General features: G+C 37.1%; 27 protein-coding genes and 1 other annotated feature. All 27 genes read right to left on the minus strand.

Annotation, left to right across the window (positions count from 1 at the left end; genetic code table 11):
- Nucleotides 1–3: 3 nt before the first annotated feature.
- A complete protein-coding gene (locus tag ADH52_RS06315; RefSeq protein ID WP_049510609.1) occupies nt 4–1014 on the minus strand; it encodes a hypothetical protein in 1011 nt (336 codons plus the stop codon).
- 1 nt (nt 1015) lies between these two features.
- Nucleotides 1016–1501: a hypothetical protein gene (locus ADH52_RS06320; protein ID WP_049510610.1), complete on the minus strand. Its 486-nt coding sequence runs from the start codon at nt 1499–1501 to the stop codon at nt 1016–1018.
- Nucleotides 1488–1709 carry a hypothetical protein gene (locus tag ADH52_RS06325; protein WP_049494004.1) on the minus strand — a complete coding sequence of 74 codons (222 nt, stop codon included), beginning with the start codon at nt 1707–1709 and terminating at the stop codon, nt 1488–1490. The genes ADH52_RS06320 and ADH52_RS06325 overlap by 14 nt, the downstream gene beginning before the upstream one ends.
- Before the next feature lie 67 nt (nt 1710–1776).
- On the minus strand, nt 1777–2223 hold the full coding sequence (locus ADH52_RS06330) for a thioredoxin domain-containing protein (protein ID WP_049510611.1): 447 nt from the start codon (nt 2221–2223) through the stop codon (nt 1777–1779).
- Complete coding sequence (locus tag ADH52_RS06335) at nt 2220–2642, minus strand: hypothetical protein (protein ID WP_049510612.1); 423 nt, start codon at nt 2640–2642, stop codon at nt 2220–2222. Before ADH52_RS06335 ends, ADH52_RS06330 begins: the two co-directional genes overlap by 4 nt.
- Before the next feature lie 15 nt (nt 2643–2657).
- Entirely contained in the window at nt 2658–2861 is a 204-nt protein-coding gene (locus tag ADH52_RS11690) for a hypothetical protein (RefSeq protein ID WP_000878299.1), read from the minus strand.
- A gap of 8 nt (nt 2862–2869) precedes the next feature.
- Nucleotides 2870–3031: a hypothetical protein gene (locus ADH52_RS11495; protein ID WP_185758285.1), complete on the minus strand. Its 162-nt coding sequence runs from the start codon at nt 3029–3031 to the stop codon at nt 2870–2872.
- Nucleotides 3032–3119: 88 nt separating this feature from the next.
- Nucleotides 3120–4622 carry a primase C-terminal domain-containing protein gene (locus ADH52_RS06345; protein WP_049510613.1) on the minus strand — a complete coding sequence of 501 codons (1503 nt, stop codon included), beginning with the start codon at nt 4620–4622 and terminating at the stop codon, nt 3120–3122.
- A 47-nt stretch (nt 4623–4669) separates the two neighbouring features.
- A complete protein-coding gene (locus ADH52_RS06350) occupies nt 4670–5236 on the minus strand; it encodes a hypothetical protein (RefSeq protein ID WP_049510614.1) in 567 nt (188 codons plus the stop codon).
- Nucleotides 5237–5246: 10 nt separating this feature from the next.
- Nucleotides 5247–5489 carry a hypothetical protein gene (locus ADH52_RS06355; protein WP_049510615.1) on the minus strand — a complete coding sequence of 81 codons (243 nt, stop codon included), beginning with the start codon at nt 5487–5489 and terminating at the stop codon, nt 5247–5249.
- Between the two features lie 69 nt (nt 5490–5558).
- Nucleotides 5559–5996, minus strand: coding sequence for a hypothetical protein (locus ADH52_RS06360; protein WP_049510616.1), 438 nt, complete (start codon nt 5994–5996; stop codon nt 5559–5561).
- 54 nt (nt 5997–6050) lie between these two features.
- Nucleotides 6051–7319: a DNA cytosine methyltransferase gene (locus ADH52_RS06365; protein ID WP_049510626.1), complete on the minus strand. Its 1269-nt coding sequence runs from the start codon at nt 7317–7319 to the stop codon at nt 6051–6053.
- 7 nt (nt 7320–7326) lie between these two features.
- Nucleotides 7327–7485 (minus strand): hypothetical protein, encoded by a 159-nt coding sequence (locus tag ADH52_RS11500; RefSeq protein WP_193389273.1) that lies wholly within the window; start codon nt 7483–7485, stop codon nt 7327–7329.
- Between the two features lie 5 nt (nt 7486–7490).
- Nucleotides 7491–7991, minus strand: a complete 501-nt coding sequence (locus tag ADH52_RS06370; protein ID WP_049510617.1) for a hypothetical protein — start codon at nt 7989–7991, stop codon at nt 7491–7493.
- Nucleotides 7992–8010: 19 nt separating this feature from the next.
- Nucleotides 8011–8148, minus strand: coding sequence for a hypothetical protein (locus ADH52_RS11550; RefSeq protein WP_193389274.1), 138 nt, complete (start codon nt 8146–8148; stop codon nt 8011–8013).
- 137 nt (nt 8149–8285) lie between these two features.
- Nucleotides 8286–8666, minus strand: coding sequence for a VOC family protein (locus ADH52_RS06375; protein ID WP_049510618.1), 381 nt, complete (start codon nt 8664–8666; stop codon nt 8286–8288).
- 58 nt (nt 8667–8724) lie between these two features.
- A complete protein-coding gene (gene rplT, locus ADH52_RS06380) occupies nt 8725–9084 on the minus strand; it encodes a 50S ribosomal protein L20 (RefSeq protein ID WP_000124834.1) in 360 nt (119 codons plus the stop codon).
- Nucleotides 9085–9135: 51 nt separating this feature from the next.
- Nucleotides 9136–9336 carry a 50S ribosomal protein L35 gene (gene rpmI, locus ADH52_RS06385; protein WP_001125943.1) on the minus strand — a complete coding sequence of 67 codons (201 nt, stop codon included), beginning with the start codon at nt 9334–9336 and terminating at the stop codon, nt 9136–9138.
- Nucleotides 9337–9368: 32 nt separating this feature from the next.
- Nucleotides 9369–9899, minus strand: coding sequence for a translation initiation factor IF-3 (gene infC / locus ADH52_RS06390; RefSeq protein ID WP_000848180.1), 531 nt, complete (start codon nt 9897–9899; stop codon nt 9369–9371).
- A gap of 15 nt (nt 9900–9914) precedes the next feature.
- Nucleotides 9915–10046: a sequence feature (ribosomal protein L20 leader region), on the minus strand.
- Nucleotides 10047–10206: 160 nt separating this feature from the next.
- Nucleotides 10207–11391 carry an ABC transporter permease gene (locus ADH52_RS06395; protein ID WP_049510619.1) on the minus strand — a complete coding sequence of 395 codons (1185 nt, stop codon included), beginning with the start codon at nt 11389–11391 and terminating at the stop codon, nt 10207–10209.
- 3 nt (nt 11392–11394) lie between these two features.
- Complete coding sequence (locus tag ADH52_RS06400; RefSeq protein WP_049488683.1) at nt 11395–11982, minus strand: ATP-binding cassette domain-containing protein; 588 nt, start codon at nt 11980–11982, stop codon at nt 11395–11397.
- A 32-nt stretch (nt 11983–12014) separates the two neighbouring features.
- Nucleotides 12015–12203: a hypothetical protein gene (locus ADH52_RS11810; protein WP_049488681.1), complete on the minus strand. Its 189-nt coding sequence runs from the start codon at nt 12201–12203 to the stop codon at nt 12015–12017.
- Nucleotides 12204–12381: 178 nt separating this feature from the next.
- A complete protein-coding gene (locus tag ADH52_RS06410; RefSeq protein WP_049510620.1) occupies nt 12382–14622 on the minus strand; it encodes a DNA internalization-related competence protein ComEC/Rec2 in 2241 nt (746 codons plus the stop codon).
- A complete protein-coding gene (locus ADH52_RS06415) occupies nt 14606–15256 on the minus strand; it encodes a helix-hairpin-helix domain-containing protein (RefSeq protein ID WP_049510621.1) in 651 nt (216 codons plus the stop codon). The genes ADH52_RS06410 and ADH52_RS06415 overlap by 17 nt, the downstream gene beginning before the upstream one ends.
- Before the next feature lie 69 nt (nt 15257–15325).
- The gene (locus tag ADH52_RS06420; RefSeq protein WP_049488676.1) at nt 15326–15892 is read right to left on the minus strand and encodes a GNAT family N-acetyltransferase; all 567 of its coding nucleotides are present in this window, start codon (nt 15890–15892) and stop codon (nt 15326–15328) included.
- Between the two features lie 325 nt (nt 15893–16217).
- The gene (locus ADH52_RS06430) at nt 16218–18506 is read right to left on the minus strand and encodes a hypothetical protein (protein ID WP_049491844.1); all 2289 of its coding nucleotides are present in this window, start codon (nt 18504–18506) and stop codon (nt 16218–16220) included.
- Nucleotides 18499–18678, minus strand: a 180-nt coding sequence (locus tag ADH52_RS11555) for a hypothetical protein (protein WP_204373555.1), incomplete at its 5' end; no start/stop codon positions are given. The genes ADH52_RS11555 and ADH52_RS06430, both read right to left, overlap by 8 nt.

The raw sequence follows: 18678 nt of genomic DNA on the forward strand, positions 1-18678 counted from the left end.
CCTTTAATTCATTTCTACAGTTTCAATAGGGTTTGAAAATTCAAATGTTCCATCTTTAACAGCTTCTTTTTTCTTGTCCAAAGACTCCAATTTAGCCTTCAACTTTTCAATGTTTTTATAGGCTGTTTCGATGGTTCTGTTCTTCGTTTCGATGTTTGTATCCAGCGTAGCAATATTCTTTTGATTGGCTTCGAGATCATCACCTGTTAGATATTTCGCTTCTGCTTGAAGACTCGCTTTTCGTGAGTTATCATCTTCAATAGATTCCTTCAATTGAGAAATTGATGTTGTCAATTTTTGAGACTGTTCATTCTGGAAATTGATTTCTTTTTCGATTTCCTGAAGAGTAAATTCTTCTCTGGAGACAACTTCAATAGCTTTGATTTCAAGTTGAGGATTTTGAGGAGTTACAAAGAATTGTACAGTGTCCTCTTCTCCAGATTTCTTCTGAGAAACCTTTTTAGAATCACTGGATGGCGATGAAATATTCACATCAATTGAGCTAGAAGAGACTGTCTGATTCGTCACATCGATCGCAAATGCACCAAAATTTTTCGGAACTCCTTTAATAATAACTGATACTTTATTATCAATGATTGGTACAACATCCATCTCTATTTTTGAGTCTTTATGTTGCGCATAGAGTTTCCATTTCAATCGTTTGGCATCGATGCCCCGATCTATCGAAGTCGTAGCATCTTTTGTCTCAAATTGTAAAACGATAATTCCAGTATCTGGTGAATATTCCTGACTGACCAGTTTCATCTCACCGCTGCCATTCGCAAAAACCTGCTTTGTTTTGAGTTGTTCTGAAGTATAGGTTTGTCTTTGTGGTGAGAAAATCGCTCCCATTAAAAGACTTAACCAGGTCACAAACAACATTGAAAAAATGACCAGTTTTCTCTTAATAATATTCTCTTGAAACCAAACTTTAGTCTTAATAAATGGCTGCAAAATTGGGCTGGATTTTATCTTTTCAATCCAGCGTTTAGAAATTTCAATTAAAGTAGACATTTTATTTCTCCTTCCTGATTTTTCCATAATACTGATTTGTTAAAGAGGTTATATCCGTCTTTTTTTCAGTACGCCACGTTCCATATAACGATAAAGAAAGAACTATAATAGCTACACAAATAGTTACGAATATATCTCTCATCAACTCGACATTACCCAAATAAAAAGATTCAAAGACTGTCATAAAAGAAACGTCTTTCACTCCAACTAATTGAAAAAAATTTGAATTCATATGAACTAAATTTACTGCTACATATGCAATAAAGCCCAAAAAGAGATTGATTGGCACTAAAGCTAGCAAAATAAAAACAGATATTCCTCCTAAAATTGCAAAAACTCGATACCTCACATTTGTTGCAAACAACATATCAAAAGTTGACACACAACCGAACTCTTTTGGTTCATTCGATAATGTATAATTTTTTATACCTCTCAAATGTTTGTTAGCTCTTTTCTGCTTCAAACTAGATGATTTAGTTCTTCTCATGCTTCTTATATCCTTTCCAAATAAATGAAACCTTACTTTTTGGCCAAACACTTTTTAGTAACATTAAGAACGCTAATGGCAGCCTTTTCGTTTTGATTTCATTTCCAAAGTTATCACATATAGTTATCCTGAAGAGCGGTACGAACCAGATCGCAATCAAGACAGTTCCAACCACGCCATGCGCAATAGCATTTAAAAATTGATACATACTACCTCCTTAAACATATTTCAATCTTTGAAAAGCTGTCTCGGCCCACTTACTCAGCTTTATTCTTTTAGTCATTTAGGGCCTCCTGGATTGCTTTCTCATCTGCTACAATCGTTTCCTCTGAATCCCTCGAAGCATATAGATATTTCTTTATTTTTCCCTTACGAATTTTGATGATAGTTGCAGCTTTTTCAACCTGGTATTTTTCTACCAACTTTTGACCTTCTTCTGTCTGAATGTCAATGTAAAATGTAGGATAAGAACCTTTATTGGCTGCATCTACAACTACACTTTTTCCAACCTGACAGTAAGGACAATCTTTTCTATAAAATACTAGATTTACATTTTGATCAAGTACAGTATTCTGGTATTCTTTCTGAGTAAGATGAGGATCATAATCTAAGATAAAATGATCTTTATACATCCTATATCCTCCTAAAACTGCGAGACTTACAAATAAAATAACGAGAATAGCCCCTAAAGCTAACTTGATGTATCTAAAAAGCTCTCTCATCCTATTTCCTCCTCATCCATAAAATCAAATATGGATCCTTGAACATAATCAATCTTGGCCAATTCTTTTATTTCTGATTTCAAGTTAGTGAACGTTGTCATCACTTCTTGAAAAAGCAAAGGATCAAATTCCTCGGAATCCAATACACGGACAAGTGGTAACATTGGATAATGATCTCTCAATTCCTCCTGCAGATAATCTGAAATCATTTTATCATTCGAGATAACACTATCTACTCTAATAATCGCTGGAATACTAGAAATACTCTCCTCATTTTGATAAAAAGTTAAAGCTACATCTCCTGCAGAAACAGACTCAAATTTTAAGTTATCCGATGAAAGTTTAAAATAATAAGCCAATGGTTCCTGACCAACCCCTGTTAGGTAGTATCCTCTAATAATTTTGAATAACTCTGACATCGACTTTCCTCCTTCCTAACAAACTTTTAGAAGTCTAAACGGAGCTTGATACACATCTGGATAGTGAATCAATCTCTTTTTTCTCTGTTCAGGAAGTGGTTTACGATAATGTTTTTGAAGATACTGAAAAGCTAGTCCCAAAGTATCAAAAACTAAAACTTTATTCTCCCCATTACAAATATAGTCACCTAATTCAAAACTGAAAATTACGTACTTCATTCTTCTTCTCACTTTCTATTTTGGCCAATCATTGCCAGCTGATCTGTCTCTAACTCATCATCATATCCGTTTTCAAAACGAACTTGTTGACGAATCCCTATAAGTGAGAGAATTAATAAAACTCCTCCTACAAATATAAGGCTAAATAATCCAACTATAACTAAAATCATATCATTCCTCCATAGGTTATTTTATATACATGTATATCCTCGTAATAATCGTAGATATAAATGTAAGGCAGTTGACGGGTTTTTTTGATTATCCAATATCAAGTTCAAATAGAGATAGTTGTTGTGTTTGTTTAAAGCTATCTTTAACCCTTTCTATCACTCTCTGAGTAAACTCTATACTTTCTTCAAAGAAAGCAGCAATATTGGCCATATAAGCCTCCTGACGTTCTTTCTTCACCTTGATAAGGGAAAGGAAGATTGCTTTGATAGAGGCTAATCTGATGCCTCCTCCACGGCCGTGTTTGACTGTGAAGAAGATCTTTTGTTCTGTTTTGAGAACCTTCAATACTTTGTCTAATGAACGCTCAGGAATATTCAACTTCTCTCGTATCTCTTTTTTTGTCGTCTGGATAAATGGATCCTCAGATTGATAGAAGCCTTCTAAATAGGCCATTACGTCTGTTTTCCATTCATGAAGATGACTATTCTTTCTGTCAGCACGTTTCTTCTTAAACTTGTACCAACGTTGCTTCACAAAGAGATCTGAAGCCTTGAGTTCCTGATTGACCCATGCTTTACATAAAGTCATTACATAGTCACGACTAGCAGCTTCATATTTTCCTGAGTAGGCGCTTGTAATAATCTTATGATATTCAGCTGAAGAGAGTGGTTCGTCTAGATTTGCATTAAAACTAGAAAGAACCTCCTCACATTCTTCCTGATCGATTCCTGAAGAGAAGTTGGCTAAAGCTAGCGTGAAAAGAACGTTGTTTCTTCCCATCAAGGCTTTTCCACCTTTGATATTCCCCTCTCTCATCAGCAATTGATACCAAGGTTCATCAATCTGTTTCACCCCTTCAGAACCTGAAATAACCGTCAAATTGGGCTTTTTACTTGGGAAGGGAAAATCTGATTGCTTCATCGACCAATCTAACCACTCCTGGAACGAATAGGTATAATCAGCATCAAAGAATTCTACATTATCAGTTCGAGGAATCCGAGCAATCCCAAAATGGTTACAAGTCAAGTCTACTGGTAAAGTTTGAGCAAAGTAATTTCTCAAATTTTGAGAAATCGCTTTGGCCACTTTCACCACTCGAAATTGAGAATGAGCTGTAACATAGGCTGATTCTGAGAGAACAAAATAGGCTTGGAATCCTTTATCAGATTTTAGAATCAACGTCGGCATAAAACCTAGCTCCAGGGAAGCAGTTAAAATATCTCCTGTTGTCATTTCTTCAGCTGCAGAGGTAATATCGAAGTCAATGTAGAATGTGTTAATCTGTCTAAGATTATCCTCAGAGTGGCCACGTGTAATCCGTCGACCAGCATCACTATAGCTTCCGTAGCAATATACGTTAGGAGTCCAGTGTGTAAATTGATCCTGGTTCTCCAGCAATGATTCGACAGAGGTTAAAACAACACCACGTGCCTTCACCATATTCGCTTTTGAACGATAAGCAAATACAGAGCCTCGTCTTCCTTCTTCAGCTGAAGAGATGAGCTGTAGATGGCTATTCTTAAATTTTTGTGTTCTTAATCCGTCTTTTGTAATGATGGATAAGCATTTTAGTAAATCAATCTTTTTCATATTTAATTTCTCATTATTTAAACAATGATAGTGGAGATAGCAATAATCTAAAAAGAAAATAAATCAATAAATTTTTGACAAAAATCAATTATGAGATTTAATAATTTCAAAAGTAGTTCAGCATTGAAAATATATAGAAGAGCAACGACCAGTATCATTGCTAACAAGATCATTAAACTATACCTTAAAAAATTTACGGATTCTTTTTTACTGTCTGGTAAATTTGCAACCCTTTTTTCTTTCTTATCCTGTAATTCTTTGCCAAATAATTCATAAGAGTACCTTGCCATTATCCAAAGAGATAAAGCCCCACTTCCCAACACTGAGATAATGAGTAAAACGACTGTATCAATGACTATGACAAGTAAAAATCCCAATAACATGAACTGCATTATTTTATTCTCAATTAATCCAGAACTTATTAACGACATTGAAATCCAGTTGCCGAGATATATTAGAAGATAAGAATAAGAAAAAGGGACAGCTATAAGCGAGATAAAGCAAAGAACTATATTACCCAGCACTTTCCGCAAACTCTTAGAATAAAGAATGTTTTCCCTTATGGATTTCAATCTATCCTTTGCTATGAAAAAATAATAATACAATACTGTCATACTATGCCTCCTATTTTAGCTCAAATGAATTTATAAGATACGGTAACAAATCAGCAGACGATAGGTATATCATTCCCCCTCCTACAATAATTAAAAAGATACTCACCATCCATTCCCAAGTAGTTAGATTTGGAAAGAAATCTTTCTTACCACTCCAGCTAAGTGTGATGTCTGTATTTTTAGCTATGATAAATACTCCATTGAACGAAATGCACACTCCTACAACAAACAATACAATAAAACCAAAAATCATATAATTTCCTCCTTGCTTATTTCTAGGCTTTTAAAATAAATAAACTAACAAATAAAATGGTGATAGAAACTATCTACCGTAGTGAAGTTCACCTTCACTGTCCTCGTATTCGAGCCAGTGGTCCATAACATCCGGACCTTCTTGTAACTCACGTCCAGTAGGAGAACACCACTCCTCATTTCCATTAGATGTTTCAAACACCTTTTGAAAAACACCATTTCGGTCAACGTCCACAAAGCGTGGATATGTAACAGTAATTTCAGGCGGTTTTGGGAAACTCATCCAATAAATAACATTACTACAAGTATTTTCAAAACCAATGCCATCGTTAAAATCAACCCAGATATCTGTATACACTTCTTCGCTTTCACTTGTGTAAACAAGAACCTCTTCGTCTAATTCAGGGGTTTTCCCGTCCCACATGAATTCAACTTCATCTCCGTATTCCTTTTTTTCTTCGCTAGTAAGGGGTCTTTGTGTAATTTTTTTCCAGTCTGTATTTTTCATATTTCTTTCCTCTTATGTTCTTCCTCATTTATTCAACAATTCTTCTGATAGCAACTATTCTATAAGTATTTCCAATTCCTTTGCGATAGCAGCAATGACACTCACAGTCACGCTATTTCCTGCTTGCTTGTATAATTGACTGTTGCTATTCACTTCTTGCGCCTTATCAAAAGCCCAATCTGGAAATCCTTGTAATCTCCAACACTCACGAGGTGTCAACTTTCTGATCCTAAATCCATCTGATAAATAATTATTTTCCTGATAGCTATTCCTAGTTAAAGTAGGAGCGATGTCATGTTCTCCACCTTGGTTATAACCATGACCACGTTGGATTATTTTAGGTTCTTGCCCACCACCTTGCATTGTGGATAGAGTGGGAGCTAGTCCATTTGTATCATATACTCTTGAGTTTTGGTCATGATTTCCAGGCAATTTCCCTGCGATTAGAATTCCATGCTTATCTTGCGTAGTCAAAGTAAACATAGGTTCTTCGTTAGACTTACACCTGCACCCATTTTGTCGTTTATCCGTGCAATCAGGAGTTAAAACAGGTATGGCTATCTTTTGCCCCTCTCCCTTGTTGGTTGTGAGTGTGGGAGCCAATCCAGCTGATTCATAAACCTCTCCATTCATCCCATTTCCTGAAGGATGGATGTTTCCGATAGACCTCACTTTCTGCGATTTACTTTCAACAATGTACGCCCCTGCTCCTTGTGAGTTGCCATATCTGGTTGTAATGGTATTGCTGTACTGCTTTTTGATTGAATTAGCTTGCTGGCAACTTTTTGAGAGAGGAAAAACTCTTCTGGTACATTCTCCTCTAAGATGTCCGATAACGAACACCCGTTCTCTGTTTTGGGGTACTCCAAAATCCTTGCTGTTAAGGATTTGCCATTCCACATTGTACCCCAATTCATCCAAGGCTCCGAGGATGGTTTCAAATGTAGCTCCTCCGTCATGGTTGAGGAGTCCTTTGACGTTCTCAAGCAATAGATATTTAGGTCTGAGAATAGATGCGAACCTTGCAATTTCAAAGAAGAGACTTCCTCGTGTATCTTCAAAACCTCGTCTGTTTCCTGCAATGCTGAAAGCCTGGCACGGAAATCCTCCACAGATAATGTCCACACGTCCGATTCTTCGAATAGACTCATCTGATACTGCTGTGATGTCATGTAGTTCTATTTCTCCTTTCGTATCGTGTATAGCTTTGTAGCTAGCTCTTGCAAATTTGTCTATTTCGCAAAATCCTATACATTCGTGACCAGCGGACTCCATACCAAGACGAAAGCCACCGATACCTGCAAACAGATCTAGAAATTTCATATGATTTTTAATTTCTTTCATCATTAAACCCCAAAAAACAGTGGCTACAAATAGTCTCATCTCGATCCATCCACCAACAACTACCCCATTTTTCAACAACACAAGGGGTAGTCCAAGTACATCCGCATTTTTGACAAATACCTTTCTTTAATACTGCTTCTTTCATGATAATTACTCCTCATTGATTCTCATACTTTTAGGTAGCTTTTTACTCGGTAAACAGTAACCTTCGGATAAGTCCCTTTTGCCATAAAATTCAGGACTACTTGTCATTACATGGTCACTTCTTCTCCATCCTCTACGAAGTTGTTTGTAAGATAAAGAAACACGCTTCTCAATTTCTTTAAAACTAAATCCCAACTTCAAATATGTTGTTACAATAGTGGTAGCATGTTCTTTGGACTCTTCGCTTCTTGTTCTTCGCTGAAAGTTAATCTGCTTATCTTCTTCATTTAATGCTATCTGATAATCAATAAACAACTTCCGCATTTCCATAATTTTATGTTGCCAAGCCAAGCTGTAAGGTTGGCCTGAATATCGATTCACTAGATTCTTTACGGGTTGTTTAAATTTCAGCTGAAGAGGATCAAATTCGCCAAGGTCAGAAAATGGATCAATGAAACCTAATGGTTCGCTTTGAATTAATTCATTGTATAGCGCTTCTCTGTCCATCCTAATTTATCTCCTTCTGTCAAATGCACGTCATTGAGTCAAATAAGCTTAATTGGATGGTTGAAGGCGCTTGTTCGCTGTTTCCATTCTCATCATGATCGATAACGTCAAAGATTTCTAACGTGTCTAAATTCATTACAATCTCTAATCCTACCATCGTTGAACTCCTCTCAAATAGAATTTTAAGCGAACAAAAAAGAGAACAGATTTCTCTGTTCTCCTAAAAATATTGAATTATTTGATTTTCTAAAAACTCTTACCACTTACACGAACATTCCACTTGACTTCACGAGATTATTTTTCACGAATGACTTCAACCTTGTAGCCATCAGGATCTTTGACAAAGTAATAGTTTGGTGCAGTTCCTGGTAGACCATTTGGCTCAGTCACTTCATAACCTTTGGCACTATGGTCTTGATGAAGCGCCTCAAGATCAGGTGTACTTAGGGCGATATGGGCAAATCCATCTCCAACCACATAAGGACCATGATCGTAGTTATAAGTCAACTCCAACTCATAGTCATCACCCTCAAGACCTAGATAGACAATCGTGAAGGCATGGTCTGGAAAATCTCTGCGACGCAATTCTTTAAATCCAAAAGCATCTTGATAAAATGCGATTGATTTTTCAAGATTTTCTACTCGCAAGCAAGTATGTAGCATTTTTGAAGCCATATTTTTCTCCTTTATTTTTAAAAAGACTGGGACAATCCTGTTCCAGTCTTATCAGTTATTATTTACCAAGTTTTGCTTTAGCTGCATCTGCAAGAGCTGTGAAAGCTGCTGCATCGTTAACAGCCAAGTCAGCAAGCATTTTACGGTTAACTTCGATCTCAGCCAATTTCAAACCATGCATCAATTGTGAGTATGAAAGTCCGTTCATACGAGCTGCCGCGTTGATACGAGTGATCCACAATTTGCGGAAGTCACGTTTTTTCTGACGACGGTCACGGTATGCATAGTAGTAAGAGTTCATTACTTGTTCTTTTGCAGTACGGAACAAGATGTGTTTAGCTCCATAGTAACCTTTTGCTAATTTAAGAATACGTTTACGACGTTTGCGTGATACAACGCCACCTTTAACACGTGCCATGTTTTATTTCCTCCAAATATTTCCTAGAATTGTTTACTTACAGTCAAGCTATTATTTCAAGCGAGTAAGCATTGCTTTGATACGTTTGTAATCTCCTGAATGCACCATAGATGCTTTACGAAGATGACGACGTTGTTTCTTAGTTTTTCCGTGGAAACGGTGAGAAGTGTAAGCACGGAAACGTTTAAGTCCACCAGAACCTGTACGTTTGAAACGTTTAGCTGATGCGCGGTGTGTTTTTTGTTTTGGCATGATTTTTTCTCCTTTATTTAACTTTCTGACAATTATTTTTTGTCAGTCGCTGGCGCCAATTGCATGAACATTTGACGTCCATCCATTTTAGCACGTTGTTCGATGATGGCAATATCTTGAGTTGCTTCAGCAAACTCGGCTAAAACTTTTGCACCAATCTCTTTATGGGTAATCATACGACCCTTAAAGCGAATAGATACCTTAACTTTATTTCCTTTTTCAAGGAATTTGCGTGCATTGCGAAGTTTTGTATCAAAGTCACCCTTGTCAATAGTTGGACTTAGACGAACTTCTTTCACAGTAACAACACTTTGTTTTTTACGTTGTTCTTTTTGCTTCTTCTGGTACTCAAATTTGAACTTACCGTAGTCCATAATTTTTGCAACAGGCGGTTTGGCTTGGGGTTGAATCAATACTAGGTCAACATTAGCGTTATCAGCCAAAGCTTGCGCTTCACTGAGTGGCTTGATGCCTAGCTGTTCTCCTTCAAGACCAATCAAGCGAACTTCACGTACACGAATCTCATCATTGATGAATAAGTCTTGCTTTGCTATGGTTTTCACCTCTTTTGTTTTATTAGAGAAAAACAATAGCGGACTCGTAAATATACAAGCCCGCACGTTATGATAGCGTTTCTTAGAAACTTTTCATCCGTAGGGCCAGGCAACTTAATGTCACAAGGCGAGAAGCTCTCACTTCTGCTTTTCTCAACTTTTATATGATACCAAGTTTTCTAGCCCTTGTCAAGATAAAAAGTTATTTTTTTGAAAAGTTTGTGTTTGTATTTTGTCTTGGTTTCCGCATCAAAAAGAGAGAACCAAGGTGATTCCCTCTCTATGTTAGTTTTTTCTTATTTTCTGTATAGGAAAGCTAGAATCTATTAAAAACTTCCTTTTTCCGTGAACTTCCCCATCTTTCGATAAATAGAATCCCCACTAACAAAAGGATAATCAGGCAAGGAAGTAAAACTAGCCCCATGTCCCAATTTAGATTGACATTATCAATCAGCTTAGGTAATCTTCCAGACAAAATCTCCACTGAACGCAAGTAAGTAAAGGGAATCAGATGTGCAATCTTTTGAAGAGGCTGAATTATTTGAATACTAAACAATAAGCCAACAATCCCAATAAGTGAAAGAAAGAGGACAGGCATGTTTTGCTTGAAAAAGTAAGCAATCAAGTACACTACTTCCACAATGATGATAAAAGCTAAGAAAGCTAGTAACAAGCTAGGAAATAACACATCTTGTATCTTTCCAATAGTTACCTCTTGATTCACTAAGCTATAAATCGGGTAGGGATAATCTAACTGTCCAAAACCACTTATCAGACTTCCCACTAGGAAAGAAAAACCACAGATTCCAATAAACAGCACAGTTACATAGCTCACCCCAACTCCAAGAGAAGATATGGCAAATGCCACTTTTGAAAAAGGATATAACTGAGCTGTGTCCAGATGATTTTGATATCTTTCTGCAAAAAGTTGTGTCAGCATAAAAATAATCGCAATCACAAACAAGGTTGGGATGATAGCCTCTAAAATCCAGACAATCTGATCAATCCCGTGGGTCGGATAATCTAAATCGTGGGCTTTTATGTTCAAGGGATACAGGGCTTGGTAAGTCTTTCGTTCGCGGTCAACCGCTATTTTTAAGTCCGAGCTAGAAGTTGGGTCATTTGATACAGTTTCATAACTCTTTTCCTCAGCTTGCCACTGCAAATAGTAGGCTTCTTCCCAGCGTCCTTCTTTTAATAAAGTCAGAATTTCTTTCTTTTGCGTCAAAAGATTTTTTTGCAAGTCTAAATTTTCTTTAGCAAACTGGTATTCCTCCGTGCTGGTGTCAGACATTTGGGAGAGCTTCTCTTCATTTTCATTGATAGCTCTCTCGTTGGCTGCAGTACGAGTTTCCAACCTGTTCTCCAAGCTGACATAGTTTGCAGTCCGACTATTGAAATAAAAGCTAATACCAAGAGTTGAAACAAATAAAGCTAAGATAATCCAGTTTAAGCGACTTTTGAAAACTTTTTTTAATAAAAATAGACTAATATCTTTCATAAACTAAACCTCTTCTATCTGCCCCTGATGAATGGTTACTACTCTATCGCAGACATCAAGCAACTCTTCCTTATAGTGGGAACTTAAAAGAACCAGCTGTTCTTGTCTATCGATTTTTGCTAGCCTATCAAAAAACTTCTGTCGATAATACTCATCTAAGCCATTTGTAATCTCATCCATAAGCCAGCATTTCGCCTGACTGAGGAAATACATGGCAATCACCAAGCGTTGCTTCATGCCTAAGGAATACTTACGAATGGGAAGGCTGATATAGTCAGACATTTCCCAATAGGTAATTTCATCCCCCAAGTTCAGCCCTGACTTCCAGATGTTCTTGATCAGGCGAAGATAGTCCATCCCACTTAAGTTTCCATCCAGCCATTCAATGCTTTCATAATAAAATAAAGAAGGAGGGGCTACAATATTTCCACTACTTATAGGAATTAAATTGCTAATGGCGCGGAACAATGTCGTCTTTCCAGAGCCATTGATAGCAAGAATACCATAAATCCTACCCTTTTCAAATGTAAAATCCGCATCTTGCAAGATGACTTGTCGCGTTTTTAAGGTAACATGAGTAAGCCTTAACATATCCATCTCTCCTTCTTCTAAACGTTTAACTATTAATATCCGCCAGTATAGTAGTTTATGACCTCAAAACGTTCATAATTCCAGCCTCCGCCAACTCTATACTCAGAATAGCTGTTATAACGAGACCATGACGGAATCCAAATATATTGATGGTTGTGATAGTTGGTAGTATACTCCCAAGCAGTATTCCAATCATACCGATAACTTTTAGTCACTGTCAAAGCAGATACACTGGACTAAAAAAGACCAATAGATCATAAACTAACTAATTAAACGGTTTTTGCTAATTTTTAATGATTTTATATCATTAATATTGAAGGCGCTTTCATTATATCGTTTTTATCATTATTATGCAACAGATTTTTAGTTTATTTTACTAATATATAATATTTGTCCTTCCTATCGAACACTTTCGATTTTCCAACTATTCAACCCCTTAAAGCGTATAGCTCCTTGCTGGTCAGTTCGGTAAACTTTACTATTGATACCTTCCAGTCGTGTCAAGATTTCCTGATGGGAGAGTTTCGTTCGATTGCTCTTTCCAACTGAAATAAGAGTAAGCTCTGGTTTGAGTTTTTCTAGAAAGGCTGAACTTGATGATTTTTTAGAGCCATGTTGGCCAGCTTTCAAAACATCCACTTCTAGGTCAGGATAGTGCTTCAGCAAGTCCTTCTCTCCTTTCTCCTCCAAATTTCCAGTGAAGAGAAAGTGCTTATCCAAGAGTTTCCCATACAGAACAAGGGAATCTTCATGACCTCCATCTCCAATTTTCCTTGGAGATAGGACTTCTAACTGACTTCCGAAAATGGGCAAGTACTCCCTAACTGTCACACTGCGCACCTTGGTTTGAGTCGCCTCTAGTTCTGCAACAATTTCCTTCTGTTTCAAACTGCCTTTTGACACTAAAATTTCGCCTACATGGAATGCCTTGGTCACCTCCAGCAAATCACCAACATGTTCCTTGTCCGTGTTAGTCAAAATTAGCTGGTCAATCATGGCCACTCCTCGACTTTTGAGGTAGGGAATCAAGGTTCGCTGGGCATTGCTAGTCGTTGCCTTTTCTTGCCATTTTTCAATTTTCTTATCAGATTCTGCCTTGCCACCGACATCTATGAGAATAGTCTTACCAGTTACATCCCGTAGGAAAATACTTTCGCCTTGCCCCACATCCAGCATGGTAATTTCATTTTCCAGTGGATGCTTGGTCAAGAAAAAGAGACCCACAATCAGTAAGCTGAAGCCAGCTACTCTTTTGATATTTTTCCTCAAATCATAGACTAAAGCCAAAGAAATTAATAGTAGTATTAACAGCCATGCATTGGGTTGTCCAAAGACCAGAGGTCTACTTGCCACCTGTGATACAAAGCGAATCATCCCCTCCAACCATTCAAAAATAAAATTCAGCTGAATGACTGGATAGAGAAAGGAAAGGGCAAATAAGATAGACAAGAGCGGTAAGAAGACCAAGTCAAAAAGAAAGGAAAAGACAAAGGTCAAAAGGATGGACCAAGGTTGAAATTCCGCAAAATAGAAGGATAGAATGGGTAATATTCCCAAAGAAATAACCAGACTTTCTCTGGCAATAGCCTTAAACCCCTCCCCTTCTTTACTGGTCATGGTCAAGATAAAAGCATAAGCACATGACAAAACTCCTCCTGCCGTCAGGAAAAAGTTAGGCATAATGATAAAGAGTACAAGGACCGTCAAGGCAAAATTATCCAAGCCCTTAACACCATGTTGAGCCAGTAACTTTTGCAAAAGACTGCGAATGACTGATGCTGAAAATCCTGTCAGCCCTGCATAGATAAGGGAAAAGGGATAGGTCAGCCATTTCAACTTTTCTTGGGTCAAGCCTAATCGCAAGAGGAGTTTCTTAAAGACATCCATGAAAAAGCCTACCTGCATACCCGACAAGGCAAAGAGGTGGATAATTCCTAGACTAGAATAAAGCTCGTTCATCTCCTCAAAGTCGGTGTCCAGATGTCCTAACAAGAGCCCTGTCATGTAATTGCGCATAGGGTCTGGAAAATGTGTCTTAATCCAAACCACAGCCTTTCGGCGTAAACTGGATAGATTTTCTCCTATATCCCAACTGCTAACCTGTTTAAGGGACTGGATTTTTTTGATATTGAGTGTCTGGTAAATTCCCTGAGTCTTCAGATAGGCTTGGTAGTCAAAGCCACCAAAATTTCTCTGCCCTTCTGGCTCTGATAGTTTTCCTTCAAGTTCCAAATCATGAAGGGCTGTTAAAGCTTGAAAGGCTTCTTTCTCCTCCTCGGACTGGAGTTTATAATAAACTTGAAAAATGCGTCCATCAGACTTGCCACGAAAGGACAGACTATCACCATTGACCTTAATAGTGTCTGGTAAAATCCGTACCCTTTCAACAGAATCCTCTAGGTTTTGACCAGCTTGAATCTGTTGCCAATTTTGAAACAGAAACCAGAAACCAAAGATTCCACAAAGCACTAGAACTTTGCTAGCAGATCTCCAAGGAAATTGTACAAAGAGACAGACTAGCAAAAAAATAAAGCCGAGCAAAGCGAGATAGGATCCTGAGAAAATAGCGTAATAAAGCCAAAGTAACAGAAAACTCAGGTAAATGAGGGGAATGGGGAACTTCTTAATCCACTGTAACATAGTCTTTTAGCTTTTCTATTGTTTTGGCACCAATGCCAGAGACCTTCTTGAGCTCGTCTACTGACTTGAACTTGCCATTTGCCTCACGATGGTCGATAATATCCTGAGCTCGTTTGTCACCCAGACCCTTGACCTGTTTAAGCTCTTCCAGACTGGCCTTGTTGAGATTGACCTTCTTTGCTTTACTTGTCGAAGAATCCGTCCCCGAACCAGTCTGTTGACTAGCTGCTTCTTCTCCCTTAATTGGAACGTAGACCAGAGCTTCATCACTAACTTTCTGAGCTAGATTGAGCGATTTGCTGTCTGCTTGCTCTGTCAGGCCACCTGCCTTCTGAACGGCATCATTTACTCGACTACCTACAGGCAAATCATAAATCCCTGGCGATTTAACAGCACCCTTCACATCTACTGTGATTAGGTCTTGTTCAAGAGGTTCTGCCTTTTCTTCCTTCTTCACTTCCTTTTCGGTTAATAAATCCTTGGAAACAGCTGCAACTTCTGCCTGCAAATTCGTTTCCTTGACAGGTGTTGGTGGAGCTGGCTTTAGCAGGAAAAATCCGCCGACAAGTAAACCTAGTCCAGTACAGATAACAATGATTTTATACTCTTTGATTTTCTCGATAATTGCTTCCATATTTTCTCCTCTCTTAGATTATTCGTAAGAGGAAGAAAAAACAGTTGAAAATTTCTTCTCAACTGCTTATTAATTTGCAAAATAGTCTTCCTTGGTCAATACATAATGAACTCTTGTAACGATACGACCTTTTTCATGCTGGTCCATACAAGCATAAGGTTCTTCGTGGGAGAAGCGCATACCTGATTTCTCCATTACCTTGCCTGACGCAGGATTATCCTTATCGTGAAGGGCAGTCAACTTATTCATCCCTATCTTCTCAAAAGCCAGTTCAATCACAGCACGATTGGCTTCTGTCGTTAATCCTTGATTCCAATACTTTTTATTGATAATGTAGCCAATAGCTGCCTTCTTAAGAACAGGATCAATCTTGTGCAAGTCAATGGTTCCAATAAACTGACCATTGCTTTTTAGTTCTATTCCCCAGCGTCCCAAGGGATTTGCCAAGTAGAACTGAGCAATGTTATTCTTGGTTTCTTCCAAGCTTTGATCGGTTGGAAAAGTGTAACGCGTGTTTTCTCTGTCCGAGGCATACTCAAACATGGCTTCTGCATCATCCAAGGATACAGGTCTAAGCAATAAACGCTCTGTCTCCACTATTGGATACTGGGCTAGTTTTAAAAAGATTGATTCCATACTTCTCCTCCATTTAAAAATATTTTCTACCAATATAGCATAAAAAAGAAGTTACAACAAGATGCGATGACATCGACTACCAAATAATTAATTCTAGAGAAGAGGGTTTTCTGATCTTTGGAAGCATTTCTAAATGTTTCTTAAGATCAATAATTACATAATTCAGAGTCCTACTGACAATGAAGATTCGTCATTTTTTCTTTCCTTTTTTGAAGCTAGTATTTACTTTTTGGGAACTATATATCAGTTTACACAAGACACAATATATAGTACTTACGAGAATATCAAAAAGGCGATTTCCAAGCGGAAATCGTCTTTTTCATGCTTATTTCAAAAATTCATACTCAAATAGGAATGGAACAATTTCAGAATTATAATATTCTTTTACCTTTGTTTTCAATGTATTCAAGTGTCCGTTTAATTCGGGATAGTTATAGATTGTCTTATCATTTTCATCTTTTTCAGATGTGTTAAGCTCATCAATAATCTGATATACTGAATACGTTAATTTAGAATTATAATTTTTCGTTTTCTTAGCTTCTGTTAGGACTTTTCCCCATTGTTCAAATAAATCAGTCTCTTTAGAACCTTGTTTCAATTTTGCTAAGTTGACTGTTGCTAGCGTATCTCCATTAGAGTTATCCAATGACAACTCATTTCGGTAGAATCGTCCATCAGAACCATATAAACTTCTCATGTGATTTTGCGTTTCAAGTGTTGTGAAGAGCAGAATTTTTAATAAGTCTTGTTCAATCTTGTTACTTGATACAGCTTTATTAAAACGTTCAGCGCCATCGGCAGATTTCATAATATTAGCACGCTGTGTCCAGTGACGATTATAAGTAATGTAGCGACTGGCGGCAAACATTGGGAGCTTTTCTAAGAAATTATCAGAACGAAGGAAAAAACCATTTCCATTATATCTACCCGCTATCAATAAGCTTGATTTAGCATCAGGATTATCAAATCCGACACTATCAGCAACTAAGTATCCAATGATATTTTTATTGTAACGTGGTTTTATTCTTAATTTTTGCCCCTCGGGTTCTAGACCATTTAGACCTGTATGGATTCCGTCAAATCTATCGTTGCTATCATTTCGTTTATCATAGTAACATTCACTGTATTTTGAATAAGTTTTTTCAATATTTAGATTGTCTTCTCGAATAATTCTCCCTTGCTTATCAATGTTATATGCTTCTAAAGCAAGGCATTCTTGAAAGAACTCTTCGTTACTCCAAAGAGCACACATAATCATTGCATCGATGTTAGTGTGAAAGTGTTTGCGGTTAAAGGCAAACCCACCTAAAAATTTTTGATTGACTAAATGTTGAGCTTTCCAGTATTTCACTGGACTATAGACAATATAAGAATCTGTTGGTTGGCGTAAATAATATTTGAAAGCAGACCAAATAAAAATATTTCCAAGGTCATTTGTTGCTGGACCTCTTACTTCTTTTTTCATTTCGTTTACTAAAAAGCTTTTTTTCCAAGCAGACGATGATTTACCTGAACCAGCTTTTTGATGTTCGATAGAAGTTGTTTCCGCATAAGGTGGATTTTCATACAAAATAATTGTTAATTTTGGATCGTTGATATAGTTTTGAATAATTTCATTATTGATATATTCCTCGCTAAGAGCATCCGCTCCTCGGACTAACCCCATATTAAAAGTATCTTCTTTTTCAGTTGGTGGAATAATGTTACGAACTTTGTCACCGAGTAACTCTAGCAGAACTTTATACTCATAGTATTCGACAGTTGACAATACGCAGTGACTTAATTCCTCATCACTCATTAATTTCTCTAAATTTCCAGTTCCGGCACATCTATCCAAAATAATATAATCATTTCCTTCTGGAACACGCTTAATAGCTTGTCGGACTAGCTCCAATGACTTTTGAACATAAGGTTCAGGAGTGTAGAAAGCTCCTAAGTTTTTCTTTTGTAAAGTATCATTGAGTTTATCCATCAAATAGTGAAATTGTGCATTAGTTTCACCGATATAGGGATTGATAAATTCTTTTAGTTTCTCAGGTTTCCGAATTTCACCAATAATTTTAACTTTACCAGTATGATCACCAATAAAATCAGACTTTTTAGCTCCTTTGTTTTCACGATAAAAACGTTCTGCCCAACCAACAATACAGTTTTCATCGATGTTAATTTTTGTATATTGCTTTGAACGTAGTAATTTAATAAGACGATCTTCGTCTAGTTGATTTTGACCGTATTCTAAAACTGCAAGAGGATTACCAGAAGAAAAACCAGAGGTTTTTACACTTGCACCACCAAAATATACTTTTTCGATATGTGTTAAATAGTCCTGACTATCAAAAACGTAGATTTTTTCATTCGTTAGCGACACAAGCAGAATGTTTTTGGGAATTTCTTTTCCTTTGATTCTCCGAGCAGATAGATATTTGATGGCTTGGAATAGAACAGTGTTAATATCATTGATAACAACTTTAAATTCAATCAGATTTCCATTTACAATACCATCTGTGTAATCCGTTAAAATATCATCTATTTTCAAAGTATTATCAACTAGAGGTAGATAATCTTGATAAAACTTGAGTTGTCCATCAACTTCGTTTGAGAAATGGTTATGCATATTGTAGCTCCCCATTTCTCTCTAAAGATAACTCAGAAAACTCAACATAAAAAGCCTTCTCACAAAAATGTGAAAATGCCTGTTTTAATGCTTGACAAAAAACACGTCCGATTACATAATCAGCGTGAGCTGTGAGCTGTGAGCTGTGAGCTGTGAGCTGTGAGCTGTGAGC

Origin of the sequence: Streptococcus pseudopneumoniae (assembly GCF_001072665.1) — a bacterium.
In the GTDB taxonomy this organism is placed as follows: Bacteria; Bacillota; Bacilli; order Lactobacillales; family Streptococcaceae; genus Streptococcus; species Streptococcus pseudopneumoniae_S.

What these genes read in the sequence shown, in the direction of transcription:
- ADH52_RS06330 (WP_049510611.1), bottom strand. Translation starts at nt 2,223, where the DNA reads ATGAGAGAGCTTTTTAGATACATCAAGTTAGCTTTAGGGGCTATTCTC.
- ADH52_RS06415 (WP_049510621.1), bottom strand. Translation starts at nt 15,256, where the DNA reads ATGGAAGCAATTATCGAGAAAATCAAAGAGTATAAAATCATTGTTATC.
- ADH52_RS11550 (WP_193389274.1), bottom strand. Translation starts at nt 8,148, where the DNA reads ATGGTAGGATTAGAGATTGTAATGAATTTAGACACGTTAGAAATCTTT.
- ADH52_RS06420 (WP_049488676.1), bottom strand. Translation starts at nt 15,892, where the DNA reads ATGGAATCAATCTTTTTAAAACTAGCCCAGTATCCAATAGTGGAGACA.
- ADH52_RS06400 (WP_049488683.1), bottom strand. Translation starts at nt 11,982, where the DNA reads ATGTTAAGGCTTACTCATGTTACCTTAAAAACGCGACAAGTCATCTTG.
- rplT (WP_000124834.1), bottom strand. Translation starts at nt 9,084, where the DNA reads ATGGCACGTGTTAAAGGTGGCGTTGTATCACGCAAACGTCGTAAACGT.
- ADH52_RS11500 (WP_193389273.1), bottom strand. Translation starts at nt 7,485, where the DNA reads ATGAAAGAAGCAGTATTAAAGAAAGGTATTTGTCAAAAATGCGGATGT.
- ADH52_RS06430 (WP_049491844.1), bottom strand. Translation starts at nt 18,506, where the DNA reads ATGCATAACCATTTCTCAAACGAAGTTGATGGACAACTCAAGTTTTAT.
- ADH52_RS06365 (WP_049510626.1), bottom strand. Translation starts at nt 7,319, where the DNA reads ATGAAATTTCTAGATCTGTTTGCAGGTATCGGTGGCTTTCGTCTTGGT.
- ADH52_RS06370 (WP_049510617.1), bottom strand. Translation starts at nt 7,991, where the DNA reads ATGGACAGAGAAGCGCTATACAATGAATTAATTCAAAGCGAACCATTA.
- ADH52_RS06320 (WP_049510610.1), bottom strand. Translation starts at nt 1,501, where the DNA reads ATGAGAAGAACTAAATCATCTAGTTTGAAGCAGAAAAGAGCTAACAAA.
- ADH52_RS06315 (WP_049510609.1), bottom strand. Translation starts at nt 1,014, where the DNA reads ATGTCTACTTTAATTGAAATTTCTAAACGCTGGATTGAAAAGATAAAA.
- ADH52_RS06325 (WP_049494004.1), bottom strand. Translation starts at nt 1,709, where the DNA reads ATGTATCAATTTTTAAATGCTATTGCGCATGGCGTGGTTGGAACTGTC.
- rpmI (WP_001125943.1), bottom strand. Translation starts at nt 9,336, where the DNA reads ATGCCAAAACAAAAAACACACCGCGCATCAGCTAAACGTTTCAAACGT.
- ADH52_RS06375 (WP_049510618.1), bottom strand. Translation starts at nt 8,666, where the DNA reads ATGGCTTCAAAAATGCTACATACTTGCTTGCGAGTAGAAAATCTTGAA.
- ADH52_RS06395 (WP_049510619.1), bottom strand. Translation starts at nt 11,391, where the DNA reads ATGAAAGATATTAGTCTATTTTTATTAAAAAAAGTTTTCAAAAGTCGC.
- ADH52_RS06345 (WP_049510613.1), bottom strand. Translation starts at nt 4,622, where the DNA reads ATGAAAAAGATTGATTTACTAAAATGCTTATCCATCATTACAAAAGAC.
- ADH52_RS11495 (WP_185758285.1), bottom strand. Translation starts at nt 3,031, where the DNA reads ATGATTTTAGTTATAGTTGGATTATTTAGCCTTATATTTGTAGGAGGA.
- ADH52_RS06360 (WP_049510616.1), bottom strand. Translation starts at nt 5,996, where the DNA reads ATGAAAAATACAGACTGGAAAAAAATTACACAAAGACCCCTTACTAGC.
- ADH52_RS11690 (WP_000878299.1), bottom strand. Translation starts at nt 2,861, where the DNA reads ATGAAGTACGTAATTTTCAGTTTTGAATTAGGTGACTATATTTGTAAT.
- ADH52_RS06335 (WP_049510612.1), bottom strand. Translation starts at nt 2,642, where the DNA reads ATGTCAGAGTTATTCAAAATTATTAGAGGATACTACCTAACAGGGGTT.
- ADH52_RS06350 (WP_049510614.1), bottom strand. Translation starts at nt 5,236, where the DNA reads ATGACAGTATTGTATTATTATTTTTTCATAGCAAAGGATAGATTGAAA.
- ADH52_RS06355 (WP_049510615.1), bottom strand. Translation starts at nt 5,489, where the DNA reads ATGATTTTTGGTTTTATTGTATTGTTTGTTGTAGGAGTGTGCATTTCG.
- ADH52_RS06410 (WP_049510620.1), bottom strand. Translation starts at nt 14,622, where the DNA reads ATGTTACAGTGGATTAAGAAGTTCCCCATTCCCCTCATTTACCTGAGT.